Below are 20,934 nucleotides of genomic sequence, written 5' to 3'. Positions count from 1 at the left end.
CAGGGTTTGGGGGTTTCGGTGGTGTCTCCACGCTACCAGGTGATTGACGAACTATGCGCACGAAACTTGCCGTCCTCGCGGTCGCCGCACTGCTCGCCCTCGGTACGGGTAGTGTCGTCGCCGCAATGGACACTCCTACGGCCGACACAGCGTCGGATGATGCATTGCCAGCCAACTACACCGTTGACGTCATCAACCCCGGAGAGGTGAGCGATGAAGAGGTCGATCAGGCCATCGAGACAGCTTGGGCGAACCAGACAGTCCGGAGTTACTTCGATGAGGTAGCTGCCGTTCATTTCGAGGTATGGGCCTCCGGGTTGGACGAGAATGTGATCTACGTCAAGGTTGCTCCGATTGAGGAGCCGGACGAGACACGGGTCATCACCGACGTCAACCTCTCAACGAAGCAGGTCACCGACATCGATGAACCGGTGAAACTCAACGCCTCCAACGCCATCACGATCGACGCAACCGACTACGATCTCAACGATACGGAACACAGTCAGAACACGAACAATGAAGAAAACGCCACGAGACTCACAGCTGACCAAGCCACCCAGATAGAGCTGAACGACAGATCGATTGAACGTGGGGGAGACGGCACCTTCACCTTCGAAGTCGAAGACGACGACGAAACCACCACGACCGTCCCCTCAGAAGAGATTATCAGGATCGACCTGCCTCCAGAGAACCAGACAGTCAACGGCGAATAAGACTAACCGGCATTAAAACACGCTCCAGTCCTCTTTCTTTCCAACGCTTGTGAGATGGAGATTGTTGGTGAACTACACTTGAATGAGGAGTTCTGGGTTGGTGTTGACGATCACATTAGCACCACATCGTCTGTAAAAAGAGACAAAAAGAGTGTGAAACAGTGCCAGATTCATTCGTTCATGGTATAGAATTAAAAAGAATTGAAGTCTAGGTGATGCTGCTGAATAGAATAGCCGTGTTTTCAACTACTACTAATCATCATTCCGGTGAGCTTCGCGGCCGACGGGAAACGCACATCCGTGCGCCGCCCCTACGGTCGGGCGATGGAGGTCGCGCTGATCACGGTCGGCGACGAACTGCTCGCGGGCGACACGGTGAACACGAACGCCAACTGGCTCGCCGGGGAGCTGAGCGACCGTGGCGTCGCCGTGAAACGGGTCCTCTCCGTGCCTGACGACCGCGCCGTCATCGCGGAGCGCGTCCGGGCGTACGCCGACGCGTTCGACGCCGTGATCGTCACCGGCGGACTCGGCGGGACTCCGGACGACGTGACGATGGAGGCGGTCGCCGACGCGTTCGACCGCGAGCTGGCCCCGACCGACCTGACGCGCGAGGCGGTCGAGCGGCGGTTGGCCGAGATCCGCGAGCGCCTCCCCGACAGCGACGTCGACGTGGACGTCGAGGCCGAGGCCGCGGTCCCGACCGGGAGCCGCCCGCTCCTGAACGACCCCGGGCTCGCGCCGGGCTGCGTCGTCGAGGGCGTCTACGTCATGCCGGGGATCCCCGATGAGCTGAAGGCGATGTTCGACTCGGTCGCCGACGAGTTCGCGGGCGACCGGCGGTCGCGGTTCCTCTACACGGTCGAGCCCGAGTCGGACATCGTCCCCGCGCTGGAGGCGGCGGGCGAGCGATTCGACGTCGCGGTCGGCTGTTACCCGGACCGCGAGGCGGCGCACAACCGGCTGAAGGTGACGGCGACCGACGCGGACGCGCTCGACGAGGCGACCGCGTGGCTGCTGGCGAACGTCGATGCCAGCGAGACGCCGGTGCGGCGCGAGTGGGGCGAGGAGTGACGGTGCGGGATTTATTACTGTCGGCGACGCTACCCTACCACGACCCGTCCACGGGGCCCCAATGTCGATGTCTCACTCCGCCGGAACGAGTGGCCCGAGCGAGCGACGCGCCGCGTCGAGTCCTCGCCGATGACTGACTCCCTGCGCGGCTTCTTCGACGAGATCGACGCCCCGAGCCGGTCGCTCGTCGTCGTCAACCGGACCGAGCCGGAGCCGGTTCGGAGCCTCCTCGACTCCCTCCTCGAGGAGCAGTCGGTCGCGATCACCGAGCGCGACATCCCGGACACCGACTCGGACGTCGTCATCCTCGTCGAGGACGGCGAGGTGATCGCTCGCTCCACGCTCGACGACCTGCTCGACTCGGTCCTGCTGATCAACTCCGACCTGTTCAAGACCGGCGCGATCGACCTCGACGAGGTCGTTCTCCCGGACGTGCTCGCCCGCCTCGACGAGGTCCCCTTCCGGCTCCGGGGGTACCCCCATTCGAACAAGGAGAAGCTGCTGTTGGTCGTCGTCTCCCGCGTCATCGAGCGGATCGCGGCCGAGGCGGGCGGCGGGACGCTCCGCGCGTCCTTCCAGCGCCTCTCCCGGATCCGAGACGAACGCGGGACCCGAAAGGTGTACGAGGCCCTCGGTAACGCCGGCGTCGACGTCCACGTCTACGGGATCGGCGACGCGGACCCGTCGGCGTCGCTCCCGGTGACGGTCCACCGGGGTCGGTCGTACCCCTACCGCCGATCGTGGTTCGTCGTCTTCACGCCGCCGGAGTCGGATGTCGGCCGCCCCGCCGCGCTCGTCGCCCTCGAAGACGAGCCGAACGTGTGGGACGGCTTCTGGACGTTCCGCCCGGAACTGGTCTCTCGGATCGACCGCCACATCGCGTCCGCGCTCTGAGCGGCGTCGGCCGAACCGACGCTGTCTCACTCCTCACTCGTTCGATAGCTCCGCCCGCGCCGACCGCCACCCCTCGAAGAAGGCGCCGACGGGGTGGTAGTCGGGCTCGACGCCCGGCGGGTCCTGTGCGACCAGGTCGCCGTCGGCGTCCGGCGGCAGCCGCTTCTCGTACCAGACGCCCGCTGGCCCGCGGAACAGGTCGGTCCGGACGAGGAACCGCCGGTGCCAGTTCCGGAACCGATCGGCCTCGTCGATGTCGCCGCGGGCCGCCGCGCGCTCGGCGAGCGCGGCGGACGCGCCGATCGCCTCCGCGAGCGCCCACCCGTACCGGTCCTCGACTATCGGCGACCCGTCGGCCGCGTGAGTGTACACGAACCCGTTCTCCGACCAGCCGTGGTCGACGGCGGCGTCGAAGAGCTCGCGGGCGCGGGCGTACCAGTCGGGGCTCGCCGACGTATCGCCGCCCGCCCCGTCCTCGCCCTCTCCGCGCTCGTACCGATCGAGCAGCGCGAGCAGCTTCGCCCACTCCGCGTGGTGGCCCGGCTGGTACCCCGGCGGTCGGAACTGGTGGCGCGGCTCGTCCTCGTTGTACGCGAAGTCGTGCTCCCAGTCGGCGGTGTAATGTTCCCACAGCAGGCCGCCGGTGTCGGCGGCGAAATCGACCGCGATCGCCTCGGCGACGCGCCGCGCCCGGTCGAGGTACTCCGAATCGCCCGTCGCCTCGTAAGCGGCGAGGTACGCCTCGCAGGCGTGCATGTTCGCGTTCTGGCCGCGGTACGGCTCCCGCTCGGTCCAGTCGGCGTCGCAGTCGCTCCGGAGGAGCCCCCGGTCGGCGCGGAAGCGGTCGTCGATCAGGTCCCGGGTCGCGTCGAGGTCGGCCTCGGCGCCGTCGATCCCGGCGTCGACCGCGCGGGCGTACGCCAGCAGGGCGAACGCGTGGCCGTACGCCGACCGCGTTCGGTCAACCGGTTCGCCCTCCCCGGTGACGACGAGGCGGTACCCGCCGTCGTCGGCGCGGTGCGCCTCGCGGAGGAACCGCAGGCCGTGCTCGGCGGCGTCGAGACACCAGTCTGGGCCGTCGGCGAGCGCGCCGACCGCGAAGTTGGCGACAGACCGACAGGTCGCGACGAGGTGTCGGCGGTCCCCGGCGTACGGGTCGCCGGTGGTCGGGTGGAGCAGACGGTAGCCGCGGTCGGTCAGCGCGTCGGGGTACTGCACGCGCAGGACCGAGAGCAGCCGCGCCCGGTGCGATCGCGCCCGCGTTCGGACCGCCTCGCGTGTCGTCTCGTCCATCGGCGGCCGGTTGGGCCGCGACCGGGTAAAACCGGTGCGTTCCGAGCGCCGGTCGCGACGAGTCACCACTCGACGTAAGCGAGGTACGTAGCGCCCTCGTACTCCAGGAGCCACGTCCCGTAGAAGTCGTCTTCCCTGATCCCCTCGTGGTCTCGGATCCGCTCGACCACCGATCGGAAGGCGTCGTCGTCCTCGAAGTACGCGCCGTCGATCGACTCCTCGACGACCTCGCGCTCGGCGTCGGAGAGCCCCGAGAGCACGAACAGGTACCGGTCTCGGACCTGCTCGGCGAACGTCTCCACGTCGGGCGCCACCTCGGTCGTCTCGTACCGGTACTCGACTTCCGGCGCGGTTCGCGAGTCGACCGCGACTCGGTACCGCTCCCCCTCGTAGACGAGCACGTCGTACCGCCGCTCCGGCACGAACACCGAGTCGTTCCCGACCTCCTCGGCGCTCCCGTAGCTGACGCCGATGTCGTAGCCGTCCCCCTGGGGCGGGTCCGCCTCGGAGAGGATCGGTTCGAGGCGCTCGCGGTCCGTCTCCGGGAGGTCCTCGAACGCGATCTCGCCCAGGTCGGGCGTCGCGTCTTCCGGGTCGAAGTCGACGAGCACCTCGTACACCGTCACCTCGCTGCTCGCGATCCGGGTCTCCGAGACCTCGTAGAAGGCCCCGTCGACCCGGACGGTGTCGGTGCGGTCGAACAGCTCGTACCGCCCGCGCCGCGTGGCGGACCCGTTTTCGATCGCCGACGCGACGAGGTCGTACTCCTCCGAGCCCGGATCGGGCTCCATCGACACCTCGTCCGCGATGTCGTCCGCGGTCGCCGCGTTCAGGTCGAGGACGACGGAAGGGTGGCCGCAGCCGGCGAGGGCGACGGAGAGGAGGGCGGTTCCGCTCGCGAGGAATCGGCGGCGTCGCATGCCGTAGGTGACAGCGAGTCTGAACGAAAGCGTTGCGGTTCCGCGAGGGGCGGGGGCAGCCGGTGCGCCGGGAAGCGGCGGCCCACCTCGCCGGCGCCGCGGTCGAGCCGGCAGAGGCCGATCGGACCGCCAACCGATCCGTCAGTTAAAAACCACCGGATGGATACGGCACCATCTCCACACGGGTCGAACCCGTCTCTCGACACGATGACGGCGCAGGCATCTCCAGCGTCGAGACAGTCGTCGACGAGAGACGACGTACAGTTCGCGCCGGCCGAGGGGCAGGAGGGCGACCGCCGGATCGCGTACGCGGAGTACGGGGTCGAAACCGGCTCTCCGGTGGTGTTCCTCCACGGCACGCCGGGGTCGCGGCGGCTCGCGGAGCTGTTCGAGCCGGCGGCGCGGGACAGCGGCGTCCGGCTGCTCGCGCCCGACCGCCCCGGATACGGCCGCTCCGACCCCTGGCCCGGCCGATCGATACGAGACGGCGAACCGATCGTCCGCGCCGTGCTCGACCACGCCGGAATCGACGCCGCGCGCCTCGTCGCGTTCTCGGGCGGCGCGCCGTACGCGTTCGCGGCCGCGGCGGGGATGCCGGCTCGGGTGAATCGGGTGGACGCGGTCGCGGGCGCGACCCCGCCGGAGTACGTTCACGAGCCCCCCGCGGTACAGCGGGTGCTGAGCGGGGTCGGGTCGACGGCCCCGCCGGTCCTCGCCGCGCTGTTGCGCGCCCAGCGATGGGTCGCGGCGCGCCGCGACCCGTCGTTCGTCGTCGCCCAGTACACCACCGGCGATCCGACCGCCGCCGTCTCCGACCGCGCGGCCGAGGTCGTCCGGGGGGACTTCCTCGAAGCGCTCGCCCGGCACCGCAGCGGCGCGGTGGCCGAGTTCCGACAGACTGCGGCGGAGTGGGACGTCGATTTCGGCGACATCGACGCGCCGGTGCGGCTCTGGCACGGCGACGACGACGAGAACGTCCCGATCGCGGCGGTTCGACGCTTCGAGGCGGCGCTCCCGACCGCCCGGCTGGAGGTGCTCGACGGCGCGGACCACCTCGGGACGCTGCTGCGCTCCGTCCCCGCGACCCTCGGCGACTGAAACACGAGCGTTGAAATGTCGGCTCCCCGAAGGTCGTACGACGGCGAAATGAAACGCGTCCAGTTCTCGGCGACGTATCCGGACGGGCTCGTCCACCCGCTTCACCGGCGGGTGACCGACCCCGGTCCGGTCACCCGCGCCGAACTGTTGACGTGGAGCCCCACTGCGGACGCGACGACGCTGTTCTGGTGTGACGCGGACGCGGACGCGACGGCGTCGGTCGTGCGGGCCGTCGACTCGCTCGTCGAGACGGAACTCGTCGAGGACGGGGAGGGGACGTACGCGTTCCTCCGGCAGGACGGCTACGAGTTCGCGCCGGCGGTGCTGGACGCGATCGCGGCCGCCAGCGTGGTCTTTCTCCCGCCGGTCGCCTTTCTGGAGACCGGCGCCGTGCGGTTCGAGGCGGTCGGGGAAGCGGGGGCGCTCGGCGCGTTCCACGATGCGCTCGCCGACCTCGGCGACGTCGCCATCGAGCGGGTCCACGAGTTCGAGCGGTCGGCGTCGCCCTCGCGGCTCACCGACCGACAGCGGGCCGCGCTGGAGGCGGCGGTCGAGGCGGGGTACTACGAACTCCCCCGCGACGGGACGATCGCGGACGTGGCCGCGGCTCTCGACTGCTCGACCAGCACGGCGGGCGAACTGATTCGGAAGGCCGAGGCCGCGGTGATCCGCGAGTTCGTCGCGGGCGGCGGACGGGACGCCCATTCCCGATAGAGGCGATGGCGCGCTCGGCTCGGAACCCGAAAGCTCGCCGCTATCGCTTACGAATCCGCCCGGAGCGCACCGGCGAGGTCGTCGGCCACGTCCGCGACGGCCTCGGTCGCCCGGTCCACCTCGCTGAGCGTCATGAACCCGTGCACCTGGTCCGCGTAGTTCTCGTAGCGGGTCGGCACCCCGTCGCGGACCAGCTGCTCGGCGTACGCCCTCCCGCCGTCGCGGAGCGGGTCGAAGCCCGCGGTGACGACCGTGGCGGGAGCGACGCCCGACACGTCCCCCGCGTTCGTCGGGTCGGCGTACGGGTTGCGCTCGTGGAGCTCGTGGTCGTAGTAGCAGTCGAAGAACCACTCCAAGTCCGCCTCGTCCAGAACGATGCCGGCGTGCTCCTCCATCGACGGCTGGCCCGCCTCGACGCCGACGCCGGGGTACAACAGCGCCTGGTACGCGATCTCGGGGCCGTCGCGCTCGGCGGCCATGAGCGCGGCGACGGCGGCGAGCGCGCCGCCCGCCGAGTCGCCGGCGACGGCGACCCGCCCGGTCCCGTCGATCGCGTCGGGGTTGGCCGCCGCCCACTCCACCGCCGCGTACGCGTCCGCGACCGCCGCGGGAAAGGAGTGTTCGGGCGCGAGCCGGTAGTCGACCGAGAGGACGGCACAGCCGCTCTCCCGCGTGAGGCGGCGACAGAGCCGGTCGTGAGTGGCGACGCTCCCGAGCACGAACCCGCCGCCGTGAAAGAACACGACCGTGGGAAACGGGCCGTCGGCGTCGGGGAGGTACAGCCGCGCGTCGAGGTCTCCTGCCGGCCCCGGAATCGTCCCGTCCACGGTCTCCCCCACTGTCGGCGGATTCCGGTTCCGAATCCGCATCGCCGGCCCCGTGAGCAGTCGCGTGAGCTTCAGCCCCCACCGGCTGTGCGGTATCGGGACCCGCTCTTGGCGCTCGACCGCCGCCCTCGCCTGCGGATCGATCTCGTCGGCGTGCATGGTCGACCCTGTGGCGAAGTGAGAGTAAGCCTTGGGGACGGCGAGCGGGTGAGTACCTATTTGACGAAGCGGACGGACACGTCGACACGAAGGGACGGCGTCGGTGTCCGCCGACCGCACCCGAGTTCCACCCGGCGTCCCGCTCTCTTTCCCCTACGATGAGCAAGGAGCAATCGGCGGCCGGCCGGGAGGAAACGGGCCCGCTAGCGACGTTCCGTCAGTTCTTCGCCTTGGAACGGGACGTGCTGGTGGTGTCGCTGGCGATGTTCGCGTTCAGCCTCGGCTTCCAGATGACGAGCCGGTTCCTCCCCGAGTACATGGTGGCGCTCGGCGCGTCCGGCTTCGTCGTCGGGCTGTTCGGAACGTTCGGCAACGTCATCTCCGCGATGTACCCGTACCCGGGCGGCGCGGTCTCCGACCGGATCGGGTCGCGGTACGCGCTGACCGCCTTCGGACTCGTCTCGACCGTCGGCTTCGCCGTCTGGTTCGTCGCCCCGAGCGTCGGGGCGGTCACGGTCGCGGGCGTGACGGTCGAGCCGTGGATCTGGATCTTCGTCGGGCTAGTCCTCGCGCAGGCGTGGAAGTCGTTCGGCCTCGGCGCGACGTTCGCCGTGGTCAAGCAGGCGACGGACTCCTCTCGGCTGGCGGCCGGGTTCGCGAGCACCGAGACGTTCCGACGCACCGCGTTCCTGATCGGTCCTGTCCTCGCCGCGGTCCTCATCGGCCTCCACCCGGCGTTTACGGTGAGCTTCCGGTACGTGCTCGCGGTCGCGATCGCCTTCGGGATCGTCGGGACGCTCGCCCAACACGTCCTGTACGACGCGAGCGGCGACGCCGTCGGCGGCGGGCGGTTCGAGGGGATCGCTCGGATCCGGCGGGACCTCCGCGAGATGCCCGACCCGCTCCGCCCGCTGCTGATCGGCGATACGCTCGTCCGGTTCGCGAACGGGATGGTGTACGTGTTCTTCGTGCTCGTCGTCACGCAGGTCTTCTCGGCCGGACTGGAGACGACGGTCGCGGTCGGCGGCTTTTCGTACGCCGTGGACCTCTCGCCGCAGGCGTTCTTCGGCTACCTGCTCGGCGTCGAGATGGCCGTCGCGCTGGTGACGATGGTCCCGGCGGCGAAGCTGGCCGAGCGCGTCGGGCTCAAGCCGGTCGTCGCGCTCGGCTTCTTCGTGTACGGCGCCTTCCCCGTCGTCCTCGTCTTCGGCCCCGAGCTCCTCTCGTCGATCCTCTCGCTCCAACCGGCGCTCGTCCTCGTGTTCGCGTTCTCCGGGCTCCGGTTCGCCGGGCTCCCCTCGCACAAGGCGCTCATCGTCGGCCCCGCGGACCGGGGCGCCGGCGGTCGCGTCACCGGGACCTACTACCTGCTCCGGAACACGCTCGTGATCCCGAGCGCCGCGATCGGCGGCTACCTGTGGGACTTCGTCAGCCCCGAGGTCGCCTTTTCCGTCGCCGCCGTGATCGGGATCGCCGGAACCGGCTACTTCCTCGTCTTCGGCGAGGAGTTCGAGGCGTACGCGTGAGATTGCGAGCGTCCCGATCGATAGTGGGAGTAGGTGTTGCAGATCTGAGGTGGTGATTGAGTATTTAAATAGTGATGAGCGACGGTGACGATCGCTTATAAACCGACACTGTGCGGTGGCGCGCGCCTCCGAGTGGCCGAGAGGCCACGAGGAGCGCGTGCGAGGTCGCCGGCGCGTAGCGCCGGCTGCCAGAGGGACCTCGGGTCCCTCGTTGGAGTCAGTCGCCCGAAGCAACGCGGAGGGCGACTGACGAGGTTGGGGAGGTGTGAGGTGCGTGCTGTGCGGTTCGGGTGGGACTCAAAGGGGCAGCCGCGAGGGCGAAGCACGCCGCAGCAAGCACCGCAACGAGGGAGCGGAGCGACCGAGAGCGGAGCGCAGCAAGGCGCGCGAGCCGTCGCGACTGGGGCTTTGGAGGTCCTCACCGCAACGTCGTCAGAGACTTATAAACAGCCGATAGCAACATCACTCGATCGCTTATAAACAACTATTTCACCAATTCGCTATACCNTCACCGCAACGTCGTCAGAGACTTATAAACAGCCGATAGCAACATCACTCGATCGCTTATAAACAACTATTTCACCAATTCGCTATACCCACTCCCGGCATCAACCAGTTTTCACTGTACCGACGCATCGGACTCCGAGAAAAACGATCGAACGTGGTTCGAGCGCGCCTTACGACGACGACGGCGACATCTCGATGTTGAGGCTCTTCTGGACGATCTGGGTGAACGCCATCGAACAGAGGAAATACCAGACGATCCACATCTGGATCGGACCGACGAGACCCGCGGTCCACTCGACGGAGCCCGCGATGGGGACGACGAGCTGCCCAAGTTCGTACTGGGCCTCGCTGCCGCGGTAGCCGACCGCCCAGTACATCCACAGGAACGCCGGGATCGTGAGGAACATGATCCACACCATCGGGCGGAACTGCTCTTTGAACATCCCGAGCTGGTCGCCCATCGCGTCCATCTGCTCCTCCTGGATGGCGTCGAGCGCCTCCTGGTCGTCCCGTTCCTTCGCCTCTTTCCGACGGTCCTGGATGTCCTTCATCCGGTCCTGGTACGCGCTCATCTTCTCCATGTCCATGAGCCCCGCACGCAACAGGGTCGAGTACAGCCCCGTCGCGAGCGCGATCACCATGATAACGACGTAGAAGGGAACGACGTTGAGGAGCGGTCCCAGCACGACGTCGAAGGCGCCGGCGATCGCGTTACGGACCGGATTGACGGCGTAGCCGACGAACGCGCCGATCGTCGCGACCGCGGCGATCTTGTCCCACTTCGTCCACGTGGTCGTCTCCGGGGTGTCGACATCGCTGCCGCCGGTCAGACCGCCGTCGTCGCTCTCCAGCCCCGCTTCGATGGCGTCGCGGTCCGCCAGGGCGAAGCCGGTATCGCCGTCGACGAGGACCTCCTTCTCGATGAGTCGGCCCCACTGGCCGCTCGTGATCTCGTCGCGGACGTCGACCCACTGAACCTCTCCGTCAGTGGCGTTATCGAGGACGACCTCGACCGCGTCTCGCATCTCGCCGTCATCGCTGACCAGCGAGCGGACTCTCCGTTCGACCTTGCTCATTATCGCTCGGTTGTCGTCGGACGGTTAAGAACCTTGCAGGATCGCCGGCGATGCGGAAGTCGCTGCGATCCCGGTATCGACGACCGGGTCCCTACTCGTCGAGAACGCCGCGGATGCGCTCGAAGACCTCGTCGGGCGTCGCCTCGCCGTCGACCTCGACGAGGTCGCCCTCGTCGCGGAAGTGCTCGATGACGGGCTCGGTGTTCTCGTAGAACACGTCGAGGCGCTCGCGCGCGGTCTCCTCGGTGTCGTCGTCGCGCTGGATCAGCTCGCCGCCGCACTCGTCGCAGACGCCCGGCTCCTCGGGCGGCTGGAAGTCGACGTGGAAGTTCGCGCCGCACTCGTCGCAGACGCGACGACCGGTGAGTCGGTCGACGAGGACCTCCTCGTCGACGTCGAGGTAGATCACGGCGTCCAGGTCCGTGATCTCGGAGAGGTACTCCGCCTGTTCGAGGTTGCGCGGGTAGCCGTCGAGCACGAACCCGTCGGCGTCCGCCAGCGCGGCCTCGACGATCTCGTTGACGACCGGGTCCGGGACGAGTTCCCCGGCCTCCATGAACGAGCGGGGCGTGCCGTACTCGGTCTCCATGTCCTTGTTCGCGCGGAGCGCGTCGCCGGTCGTGACGTGCTCGACGCCGTACTCCTCGGCGAGCTTCGCGCTCTGTGTTCCCTTCCCGGCGCCGGGTGCCCCCAACAGCAGAATTCGGTGACTCATACCGGACCGGTCGCCCGCCGCCCCTAAAGACTTGAAGATTCCGGCCAACGCTACGCGCCCTCCGGGTGGCGTCGGCCGAGGCCCCTCCGACGCTACCGTTCGCCTCCGTTCTCCTCCGGGTCGGTGTCCGGGTCGGCGTCGGCGTCCGCGTCGGCGTCCGCGTCGGCGTCCGCGTCCGGGTTCAGCCGGAGCCCCATCTCCAGCTCGAAGCTCTCGGCGTCGGAGGTCTCGAACCCGATCTTCTTGTACAGCGAGACGGCCGCGCGGTTCCACCGCTCGACGGTGAGCCACACCTTCCGAATCCCCTCGGCCTGTCCGTGGCCCAACAGCCCGCGGATGAGATGGGTGCCGATGCCGGCGCGCTGGTACTCCTGGTGGACGAAGATCGCCAGCTCGTAGGCGTCGCCGTCGGGCACCAGCGTCGCGTGGCCGGCGACCTCGTCGCCGCACCACGCGATCACGTTGAGGCAGTCGTCGCCGAGGATCGCGTCCAACCACTCGCGGATCCGCGTCTCCCCGCCCGGCGGGATCCCCTGCGCGCGGTCGGCCGGATCGAAGGCGTCGTACATCTCGACGAGCGCCTCGTACCCATCCTCGGTACTCTCGTAGGGGCGGATCTCGATGGGACGTTCCTCCCGATCGGTGAACTCCGTGGGGGGGACGGGGAACTCGTCGGCCACCGCCTCGGGGTATCCACGGTCGCTCATCTGACCAGCGTGACGGACGTCTTGGCGTTCAGCAGTACGAACTCGGCGATCGACCCGATCGTGATCTTCCCCATCGGGCTCGTGTGTCCCCCGCCGAGGACGATCTCCTCGAACCCCTCCGTCTCCGCGAGCTCGACGAGCCGGCTCCCCGGATCGCCCTCGATCAGTCGGACCTCGGCGTCGATCCCCGCCTCCTCGACCGCCGACTCGGCCCGTCGCGCGATCTCCGCCGGGTCGATCGACGAGTCCGGGTTCTCGACCACCGCGACGGTGAGGTCGTCGTCCGCGACCGCCGCACGCTCGACGGTCCGGTCGAGCGCGCGGAACGAGTCGTCGCTGCCGCCGATCCCGCAAAGCACCTTCATACGTCCCCGTCCGTGCGCCGGTACAAAAATGGATCTCCGATCTCGGGAGGCTGTCGAACGCCGCCGACCGGCCGTCGTCACAGATGGGCAAGGCGGAAGCCCGCGGTGTCAGCCGTGCGACTCTGACTGACCGACAACCCTTTTGTTCGGGGGTCGGGTTACTAAACACATGAACGACCCCACCGATCCCGCGTCTGACGGGGGATCGGACCCCTCCAACGGGACCGCGGGCTCTGCGGCGGACGCGTCGGAATCGACCGACCCATCCCGACAGCGGGACGCCGACGCCATCGCGGACGAGGGTGCCGGCGGCGACGCGAGCGGAAACGCCGTGAGCGGTGCTGACGCCCCGAGCGACGGTGAGGACGCCGAGGCCGCCCCGAGCGACGGTGAGGACGCTGCGAGCTCCGATCGGAGTCAGGAACAGGTACCCCCGGAGGTCCGCAAGTACGAGCGGTTCAAGAAGATGGACGGCGCCCGCTACGAGCGCGTCAACGAGTTCCTCCGCGACCGGACGTACATCACGGCCCGCGAGTGGGCGATAGCGCGGCTCTGCGCCGACTTCCGCACCGAGACGGGCGTCGAGATGACGAAGATCGGCGAGAACCTCCCCGAGCTGGTCCCCTTCATGACCGACACGTACACGCCGCAGGCGGTCAATCAGGCGCGCTACTCCTTCGAGGAGAAGGTGACGAAGGCGGGCGCGACGTTCCTCTACGGTGCGATGTCCGGCTTCTTCACGGCCGAAGACCTCGACGAGATGATGTACGAGGTGACGGAGGTCGCGAAGTTCCTGTTGGAGGTCGAGGGCGTCGACCTCGCGGTCGCCGACGAGCTCGAAGCGGAGGACCGGATCAGCGAGGTGATGCGCGAGGTGCGCGCGTCCTCCGCCGACCTCCGGGGCGAGGAGGTCCGGTGTCCCGAGTGCGGGCACGTTCACGAACCCGCCGAGGAGTAGCGATGGAGAGATTCCCGGAGGCGCTCGACGGCATCCCGGACGCGGTCGTGATCGTCGACGGCGACGGCGTCGTCCGGGCCGGAAACGAGCGCGTCGAGGAGGTCCTCGGGTACACGCCGACGGAGGTGGAGGGGACGGACTTCGAGTCGCTGCTGTACGACCCGGGTACGGGCGGGGCCGGTGAGGAGCTCCACCGCTACGTCGTCGACCCCGAGCCCCGCTCGATGGCCGCGAGTCTGGACCTCTGCGCGCGGCGCGCCGACGGGACGGAGGCGCCCGTGACGCTCAGCCTCGGCCCGTTCGAGCGCGACGGCGAGACGTTCCTCGTCGCCACGATCGTCGACGTCAGCGAGGAGCGCGCCGACCAGGCCGAACTCCACCGCCGGACGCGGACGCTGGAGGCGCTCCACGAGGCGACCCAGCACCTGCTGAAGACGACCGACCGGGAGTTCGCCGCTGAGGCGGCGGTCGAATACGTCGAGGGGGTGCTCGGCCACCCGATCGCGGCGATCTGGCTGTACGACGAGGACCGCGACGCTCTCGTCCCAGTCGACTGGACCGAGGCGGCCGACGAGATCGTCGGCGATCACCCGACCTTCGGGCCCGACGAGCCCAGCATCTCGTGGGAGGTGTTCGAGTCCGGCGATCCGATGTACGTGGAGGACACGCAGACGGAGTCGGACCGACACAACCCGAATTCGGCGATCCGCAGCGAGCTGATCCTCCCGCTTGGTCGGTACGGGCTCATCAACATCGGGTCTACGGGCCGGGACGCGTTCGACGAGTCCGACCTCGCCGTGGCGCGCCTCTGGGCCGCCACAGTCACGATGGTGTTCGTTCGGATCGAGCGGGAGCGCCAGCTTCGGGTTCGCGAACAGGAGATCGCCCGCGAACGAGACCGGCTGGAGGAGTTCGCCAGCCTCGTCTCCCACGATCTCCGGAGCCCGCTCAACGTCGCGACGGGGAACCTCGACCTGATCCGCGAGCGCCTTCGAGAGGAGCACGAGGACCTGTCCCAGATTGACACCATCGCCCGCTCGCTCAACCGGATGGAGACGCTCGTTGAGGACATGCTGACGCTCGCTCGGCAGGGGGCCGCCATCGACGAGACCGAGTCGGTCTCGCTCGCGACGCTGGCGGAGGAGTGTTGGGAGGGCGTCGACACCGCGGCCGCCGAGCTCGTCGTCGTCGACGACTTCCGATTCCGAGCCGACAGGAGCCGGCTCCGGCAGGCCGTAGAGAACCTGTTCGGCAACGCGGTCGCGCACGCCGGCGAGTCGGTCCGCGTCGAGGTCGGCCCGCTCCCGGACGGAGACGGCTTCTACGTCGCCGACGACGGGCCCGGTATTCCGGCGGACCGCCGCGACGGGGTGTTCGACGCCGGTGTCTCGACCGACCCGGAGGGAACCGGCTTCGGACTCAAGATCGTCGCCGAGGTGGCCGACGCGCACGGATGGGCCCTCGACCTCGTCGACGCCGCGGACGGCGGCGCGCGGTTCGAGTTCCGGGGGATCGAGCCCGCAGATACCGACGCCTGAGAACAGGGGACGTGCGTCGCGGGCTCAGACACCCTCGAACGAGGGGAGGTGCCACGTCGAGACACCGTTCCTGTCGACCGCGATATCGACGTTCGGCCCGCGATCGGCGCTCGGGAGCTCGACCTCGATCCGGCCCTCTCCGGTTATCCCGTTGTCCTCCATGCGGCCGATAATGCGGTACCCGCCGCGCACGTCCGTTATCGACCGCACCTCGACGGCTGTCTCCGGATCGATCGCGACATCGAAGTCGGCGACCCTGTCCTCGGCCTCCCCGTCGCGGTCGGCGGTCGCCCGTCGCGTCACGGTCACCGCGAGCTCGCGCGCTTCCTCGGTGACGTTGAGGAGGCGGACGCCGAGCGGAGGCGAGGTGCGCTCGTCGTCGGAGGCGGTGTCGCCGTCGTCGCCTCGGTCGTCGGTCTCGATCGCCCGCCGCTCCACGCCCAGCCGCAGGGTCCGCTCCGGCGTCACCAGGTACGGGACGGGATCGCCGTACAGTTCGCCCACGGAGCGGGCGCCGTCGTCGTTCTCGTGGTACACCGACCCGGCGTGCTGCGCGGTCGCGTAGTGGTCGTCCCCGGAGGCGTGATCGAACGTCGCGACGGCGTCGATCGTCACCTCCACCGCCCCCTCCGCCGCGTGACGGTTGTGCGCGCGGATCTCCTCGTACGCGGCGACGTACTCCGCGACCGACTCCGGTCCGAGGTCGTCGGGGCGTTCCGGGAGGTCGCGCTCCGTGACCCCTCCCTCGCCCCCGCCATCGGCGAGGTCGGTGCAGCCCGCGAGCCCGGCGCACACACCGGTCGCTCCGACCCCGAGGAGGAACGCGCGTCTGTCCATGCGCGAGTCTCCGACCGGGCCGTTGAAAAGGTCAACGGAATAACAAACGCGCGCTTGTGTCGTCGGGCGCACGCGCCTCCCGGACCGCTCGTCCGAGGCCCTACACGTCGAGCACGTGATGAGCCACCGCGTCGGGATCCGCCCTCCCGTCGCCGGCGTCGGTGTCGAGGACCGCGACTCGGAAGTCGTCGTCCGCGCCGTCGACGGGGATCGGGAGCCCGCCGGGGTTCACCCGCACCGTGCCGCCGCGCTCCTCGACGCCGTGCGCGTGGGTGTGGCCGTGGAACACGTAGTCGTAGTCGCCGCAGTCGACGAGGGCGTCGACGACGACCGCGCTCGTGCCGTGAGTCACGGCGACGTCGACGGCGCCGTCGCCGAAGGAGAGCGTCCCCGCCTCGCCGAGGTACGTTCCGAAGGAGTCGACGGTCGACTCGACCGCCCACTCGCCGTCGTTGTTGCCGCGAACGGCGTAGAAGTCGAACCCGGCGTCGGAGTCGTTTCCGGCGTCGGAGTCGTTTCCGGCGTCGAACGGGGTCACCGAGAAGGGCGCGACGAAGTCGCCGCAGTGGACGACTGCGTCGACGTCCTGGCGTTCGAACAGCGCTACGGCCGCCTCGACGGCGGCGAGGTCGTCGTGGGTGTCGGAGACGATGCCGATCCGCATTGTCACCTCGCGGATCGCGCCGCGCGGTGATAAAACGTGGCCGGCGACGCTACTCGAACACGTATAAACCAATCGGCCCCCGACCGCGTTCTCACGATCCGTGGATCCTGTTTCCGGTTTATCAGTCTCACCCGTTCATGTTCGGTCGTCATGAACGACGAGAGCGATTCCGGGCGGCGCACTGTTTCCAGACGCGGCTATCTCTCGGCGGCCGCGGCGCTCGGAACGGTCGGGATCGCGGGGTGTGGCGCCCCGCGTGCGGACGCCGGAACCGGCGCGGAGAACGCGGCCGGCAGCGGAGACGTGGTCGAACAGGTCGAGGAGTGGTCCGGGAGCGACTCCACGGGCGTCGAGACGGACCACCCGTACACGTCGCCCCGAACGACGATCGACCTCGACGAGCGGGACGGGGCGATCACGATGTCCACGACCCCGTGTCGCCACCAGTTGCTCGGCGAGGACACGCGCGGCGGCCCGTGGGAGCTGCCCGAGGTCTGGGCGTGGCAGACGCCGGACACGGACCCGAGCGTTCCCGGCCCCCTGCTCCGGGTCACCGAGGGGACCGAACTGGAGATCACCTACGATAACTCGGAGCACAACCGCCCGCACACCTTCCACGTTCACGGGCTCTCGAAGAGCTGGATGGACGACGGCGTTCCGACGACGACGGGCCAGCAGGTCGCGCCGGGCGAGGAGCACACCTACGAGATCACCGCGAACCAGCCGGGTACCCACCTCTACCACTGTCACTACCAGACCCAGAACCACCTCGACATGGGGATGTACGGGATCCTCCGCGTCGATCCCGAGGGGTACGAGGCACCCGACAAGGAGGCGTTCATGACGATCAAAGACTGGGACACCCGCCTGTCGGCCTCGATGGCCGGCGGCGACGTGGAGTTCAGCCACCGCGACCGCAACCCGGACGCGTTCACGGTCGACGGGCGCTCCGCGCCGTACACCTTCCACCCCGAGGAGGCGTCGCCGCTGATCGTCGAGGAGGGCAATCGGGTGCGGATCCACTACGTCAACGCCGGCTACGAGTCGCACGCGATGCACACCCACAACCACGGCTTCACGCTGGTCGAGAAGGACGGCGGCGTCATCCCCGAGGCCGCCCGCCACCGCGAGGACGTGATCCCCATCGCGCCCGCCGAGCGCAAGACCATCGAGTTCACCGCCAGCGCCGACCCGGGCGTCTACGCGCTCCACTGCCACAAGGTGAACCACGCGATGAACGGCGACGCCTACCCCGGCGGCATGATCGGCGGGATGGTCTACGAGAGCGTGATGGGGTCCGAGCAGTTCGCCTCCGTCATGGACCTGGCCGGCTACGAGGTCTGATCCGGGCTCTCACGGGTCGTCTCCCCGTGAGCCTCGCTCGCTCGCCGCCGGCGTGACGACCGCCCCGGCCGACGCCGACTAACAGCAGAACATGAACGGGTACACCAGCGCGACCCGGTCGCCGTCTTCGATCTCGGTGTCGAACCCCTTCTCGTTCTCGTTGAAGTGACCGTTCACGAGGATCCGGGCGTACGCGATCGTCTGCTCGCCGACCGGGTTCTTCGTCCACGTCCCCGGCAGCTCCTCGGGCGTCGGTGCCCAGCCGCCGTGGGTCGCCTCCTCCTCGCTTTCCGCGATCAGCATCTCCTGGAGCTCCGGGTACTCCTCGAACAGCTCGTCGAGGAACTCCCTGAGTGTGTCCCCCTCGAACGTGTACCCGAACTCGTACTTCCCGAGCTCCGTGCGGACGTGACCGGTACACCGCACCGTGACCGTGGTCTCGGCGGTCGTCTCCGACGCGGTCTCGGCGGTCGTCTCCGACGCCCTCTCCGACTCCGACGCCGCCGGCTCGCTAGTCGTTGGCATACCCTCCCGTACGCGGTGTGCCCCGGTAAGCCACCGTACGAACATGTTCGTGCAGTCGGCTCGCGTGGCCGATCGGCGACCGTTGCGTCCGCGACGGCGGACGGTGTCAGTCACTGGGAACGGCGTCCGAACATGTTGCCGCCAAACTGATAGTCCGTGTGGCGGTAACGCGGACTTGATGGAGCTCACACGCAAGACGATCGCGAAGGTCATCGTCGCGGCGTTCCTGTTGAACCTGGTCGTGATGGGCGCCGGGGCGTGGTTCGCGTATCAGGAGGCGCCGCCGATCCCCGAGGAGGTCGTCGGTCCCGACGGCGAGACGATCGCCACCGCGGAGACCGTCCAAGAGGGGAAGGCGGCGTTCCAGCAGTACGGGCTCATGAACCACGGGTCGATACTCGGGAACGGCGCGTACTACGGCGAGGACTACACCGCCGGGGCGCTGGAGCTGAAGACCGAGCACATGCGCGAGTACTACGCGCAGGAGGAGTACGGCGCCGGCTACGGCTCGCTCGACTCCGCGGAGCGCGCGGCGGTCGACCAGACGGTCCGCGACGACCTCGACAGCGCGCACGACGGGAGCGACGTCGTCCGGTACTCCGCCGCGGAGGCGTACGCCCACGAGCGGGTGCGCGAGACGTACGTCGAGCGCTACCACGAGGGCGACCACGACCGCGGCGTCCCGGTCGGGATGATCGACTCGACCGAGGAGGCCGAGGACTTCGCCGACTTCGCGCTGTGGACCGCGTGGTTCTCCCACACCGACCGGCCGAACAGCGACAACTCCTACACGAACGAGTGGCCCTACTCGCCGGGCGCCGGCAACGACGCCACCGGCGCCGCGATGACGTGGAGCGTGATCGCGATGGTGCTGCTCGTCGGCGCCGCGGGCGCGGCGATCCTCCTCTACAAGTCGGTGAAGCTCCCCGAGCCGTCCGCCGCGGGAATCTCCGTGCCGGAGCCGGGCGACGTGAGCGTCTTCCCGAGCCAGCGCGCCGCGCTCCGGTTCATCCCCATCGCCGCCGGGCTGTTCTTGGCGCAGGTGTTGCTCGGCGGGTTGCTGGCGCACTTCTACATCGAACGGGCCGGGTTCTTCGGGATCGAGGAGGTGTTCGGGATACACATCCTCCAGATCCTCCCCTTCTCGATCGCGAAGACGTGGCACATCGACCTGGGAATCCTCTGGATCGCGTCGACGTGGCTCGGCGCCGGCCTGTTCCTCCCGCCGCTGCTCACCGGCCACGAGCCGAAGCGCCAGTCGAGGTACGTCAACGTCCTGCTCGCCGCGTTAGTGACCGTCGTCGTCGGCGGGATGGGCGGCATCTGGCTCGGTGCGAACGGCTACTTCGACGGCCAGCTGTGGTGGCTCCTCGGCAACGAGGGGCTGGAGTACCTCGAAGTCGGGAAGGTGTGGCAGGGCGGCCTGCTTGTCGGGTTCATCCTCTGGGCGATCCTCGCGATCCGCGGGCTCAAGCCGCTGCTCGACCGGGAACCCGTCTACGGGCTCGCGCACATGATCCTCTACGCGGGCGGCTCGATCACCCTGCTGTTCGTCGCCGGCTTCATGTTCACGCCGACGACGAACATGGCCGTCACGGAGTTCTGGCGGTGGTGGGTCGTCCACATGTGGGTCGAGGGCGCCTTCGAGTTCTTCATCGTCGCGATCATCGGGCTCACGCTCGTCTCGATGAACCTCCTCACGCGGCGCAGCGCGGAGAAGGCCGTCATGCTGCAGGCGCTGCTCGTGATGGGGACCGGCGTCATCGGCGTCTCGCACCACTACTGGTGGATCGGGATGCCCGACTACTGGGTGCCGATCGGGAGCGTCTTCTCGACGCTGGAGCTGCTCCCGCTGATCTTCATCCTCTACGAGGCGATCGGGCAGTACCGGGCGATGACCGAGACCGGCGGGTTCCCCTACAAGCTTCCCTTCATGTTCATCGTCGCCAGCGGGGTGTGGAACTTCGTCGGGGCCGGCGTGCTCGGCTTCTTCATCAACCTCCCGCTCATCAACTACTACGAGCACGGCACCTACCTCACCGTCGGCCACGCCCACGCCGCGATGTTCGGCGCGTTCGGGTTCCTCGCGCTTGGGATGGTGGCGTACATGCTCCAGCTGTCGATCGACCCCGAGCGCTGGGACGGCTCGTGGCTGCGGGCGTCGTTCTGGCTGTGGAACGTCGGGCTCGCGCTGATGGTGTTCGTCTCGGTGCTCCCCGTCGGCTTCCTCCAGTTGGAGGTCGCGTTCACGGAGAGCTACGCCGCGGCGCGCAGCCTCGCGTTCTACGAGCGACCGCTCGTCCAGACGCTGTTCTGGGCGCGGATGCCCGGCGACAGCCTGCTCATCCTGGGGACCGTCGTCTACTTCGCCGACCTGATCCGCAAGCGGTTCGTGCTGCGGAGTTCCGCCGAGGACCCGACGATCGACGACATGGCCGTCGCGGAGGGGATCATCGACGACGACTGAGGGCCCCCGGAAG

The 20,934-nt window shown here is 68.7% G+C and carries 20 protein-coding genes; 10 read left to right on the top strand and 10 right to left on the bottom strand.

The genetic code is table 11. The features are described from left to right. The first annotated feature begins 53 nt into the window (after positions 1-53). From C471_RS03310 to C471_RS03300, 3 genes are all read left to right on the top strand, one after another. The gene (locus C471_RS03310) at positions 54-713 is read left to right on the top strand and encodes a hypothetical protein (protein WP_004046571.1); all 660 of its coding nucleotides are present in this window, start codon (positions 54-56) and stop codon (positions 711-713) included. 324 nt (positions 714-1,037) lie between these two features. Then, entirely contained in the window at positions 1,038-1,787 is a 750-nt protein-coding gene (locus tag C471_RS03305; RefSeq protein ID WP_004046570.1) for a competence/damage-inducible protein A, read from the top strand. A 129-nt stretch (positions 1,788-1,916) separates the two neighbouring features. Beyond that, positions 1,917-2,681 (top strand): DICT sensory domain-containing protein, encoded by a 765-nt coding sequence (locus C471_RS03300; RefSeq protein WP_004046569.1) that lies wholly within the window; start codon positions 1,917-1,919, stop codon positions 2,679-2,681. Positions 2,682-2,714: 33 nt separating this feature from the next. On the opposite strand, the gene C471_RS03295 is transcribed toward C471_RS03300, so the two are convergent. Both C471_RS03295 and C471_RS03290 read right to left on the bottom strand, forming a co-directional pair. Next, positions 2,715-3,974: an AGE family epimerase/isomerase gene (locus tag C471_RS03295; RefSeq protein ID WP_004046568.1), complete on the bottom strand. Its 1,260-nt coding sequence runs from the start codon at positions 3,972-3,974 to the stop codon at positions 2,715-2,717. Between the two features lie 62 nt (positions 3,975-4,036). Then, positions 4,037-4,894, bottom strand: a complete 858-nt coding sequence (locus tag C471_RS03290) for a hypothetical protein (protein WP_004046567.1) — start codon at positions 4,892-4,894, stop codon at positions 4,037-4,039. A 207-nt stretch (positions 4,895-5,101) separates the two neighbouring features. Between C471_RS03290 and C471_RS03285 the strand changes: the two genes are divergently transcribed. Both C471_RS03285 and C471_RS03280 read left to right on the top strand, forming a co-directional pair. Next, positions 5,102-5,992, top strand: a complete 891-nt coding sequence (locus C471_RS03285) for an alpha/beta fold hydrolase (RefSeq protein ID WP_004046566.1) — start codon at positions 5,102-5,104, stop codon at positions 5,990-5,992. Positions 5,993-6,040: 48 nt separating this feature from the next. Beyond that, complete coding sequence (locus C471_RS03280; RefSeq protein WP_004046565.1) at positions 6,041-6,706, top strand: helix-turn-helix domain-containing protein; 666 nt, start codon at positions 6,041-6,043, stop codon at positions 6,704-6,706. Positions 6,707-6,753: 47 nt separating this feature from the next. Here the strand turns inward: C471_RS03280 and C471_RS03275 are convergent, their stop codons facing one another. Continuing rightward, positions 6,754-7,692: an alpha/beta hydrolase gene (locus C471_RS03275; protein WP_004046564.1), complete on the bottom strand. Its 939-nt coding sequence runs from the start codon at positions 7,690-7,692 to the stop codon at positions 6,754-6,756. A gap of 158 nt (positions 7,693-7,850) precedes the next feature. Between C471_RS03275 and C471_RS03270 the strand changes: the two genes are divergently transcribed. Beyond that, positions 7,851-9,218, top strand: coding sequence for an MFS transporter (locus tag C471_RS03270; RefSeq protein WP_004046563.1), 1,368 nt, complete (start codon positions 7,851-7,853; stop codon positions 9,216-9,218). A 677-nt stretch (positions 9,219-9,895) separates the two neighbouring features. Here the strand turns inward: C471_RS03270 and C471_RS03265 are convergent. From C471_RS03265 to C471_RS03250, 4 genes are all read right to left on the bottom strand, one after another. Beyond that, positions 9,896-10,801: a DUF106 domain-containing protein gene (locus C471_RS03265; protein WP_004046562.1), complete on the bottom strand. Its 906-nt coding sequence runs from the start codon at positions 10,799-10,801 to the stop codon at positions 9,896-9,898. 91 nt (positions 10,802-10,892) lie between these two features. After that, entirely contained in the window at positions 10,893-11,516 is a 624-nt protein-coding gene (locus C471_RS03260) for an adenylate kinase (RefSeq protein WP_004046561.1), read from the bottom strand. A 92-nt stretch (positions 11,517-11,608) separates the two neighbouring features. Next, on the bottom strand, positions 11,609-12,223 hold the full coding sequence (locus C471_RS03255) for a GNAT family N-acetyltransferase (RefSeq protein WP_004046560.1): 615 nt from the start codon (positions 12,221-12,223) through the stop codon (positions 11,609-11,611). Further along, the gene (locus tag C471_RS03250; RefSeq protein ID WP_004046559.1) at positions 12,220-12,588 is read right to left on the bottom strand and encodes a universal stress protein; all 369 of its coding nucleotides are present in this window, start codon (positions 12,586-12,588) and stop codon (positions 12,220-12,222) included. The genes C471_RS03255 and C471_RS03250 overlap by 4 nt, the downstream gene beginning before the upstream one ends. A gap of 169 nt (positions 12,589-12,757) precedes the next feature. Here C471_RS03250 and C471_RS03245 point away from each other — a divergent pair, with 169 nt between their 5' ends. Further along, entirely contained in the window at positions 12,758-13,546 is a 789-nt protein-coding gene (locus tag C471_RS03245) for a DUF5806 family protein (RefSeq protein ID WP_004046558.1), read from the top strand. A 2-nt stretch (positions 13,547-13,548) separates the two neighbouring features. Continuing rightward, positions 13,549-15,084 carry a sensor histidine kinase gene (locus C471_RS03240; protein ID WP_004046557.1) on the top strand — a complete coding sequence of 512 codons (1,536 nt, stop codon included), beginning with the start codon at positions 13,549-13,551 and terminating at the stop codon, positions 15,082-15,084. Between the two features lie 24 nt (positions 15,085-15,108). Here the strand turns inward: C471_RS03240 and C471_RS03235 are convergent, their stop codons facing one another. Then, positions 15,109-15,921: a hypothetical protein gene (locus tag C471_RS03235; protein ID WP_004046556.1), complete on the bottom strand. Its 813-nt coding sequence runs from the start codon at positions 15,919-15,921 to the stop codon at positions 15,109-15,111. A 100-nt stretch (positions 15,922-16,021) separates the two neighbouring features. Further along, complete coding sequence (locus tag C471_RS03230; protein WP_004046555.1) at positions 16,022-16,585, bottom strand: YfcE family phosphodiesterase; 564 nt, start codon at positions 16,583-16,585, stop codon at positions 16,022-16,024. 150 nt (positions 16,586-16,735) lie between these two features. Here C471_RS03230 and C471_RS03225 point away from each other — a divergent pair, with 150 nt between their 5' ends. Continuing rightward, complete coding sequence (locus C471_RS03225) at positions 16,736-17,929, top strand: multicopper oxidase domain-containing protein (protein ID WP_004046554.1); 1,194 nt, start codon at positions 16,736-16,738, stop codon at positions 17,927-17,929. 78 nt (positions 17,930-18,007) lie between these two features. Here the strand turns inward: C471_RS03225 and C471_RS03220 are convergent, their stop codons facing one another. Next, complete coding sequence (locus tag C471_RS03220) at positions 18,008-18,454, bottom strand: MoaD/ThiS family protein (RefSeq protein ID WP_004046553.1); 447 nt, start codon at positions 18,452-18,454, stop codon at positions 18,008-18,010. 178 nt (positions 18,455-18,632) lie between these two features. Between C471_RS03220 and C471_RS03215 the strand changes: the two genes are divergently transcribed. Continuing rightward, entirely contained in the window at positions 18,633-20,921 is a 2,289-nt protein-coding gene (locus C471_RS03215; RefSeq protein WP_004046552.1) for a nitric-oxide reductase large subunit, read from the top strand. Positions 20,922-20,934: the final 13 nt, after the last annotated feature.

The organism is Halorubrum saccharovorum DSM 1137, from assembly GCF_000337915.1.
GTDB classification, from domain to species: Archaea; Halobacteriota; Halobacteria; order Halobacteriales; family Haloferacaceae; genus Halorubrum; species Halorubrum saccharovorum.
This window is presented reverse-complemented; position numbering and strand designations above follow the sequence as displayed.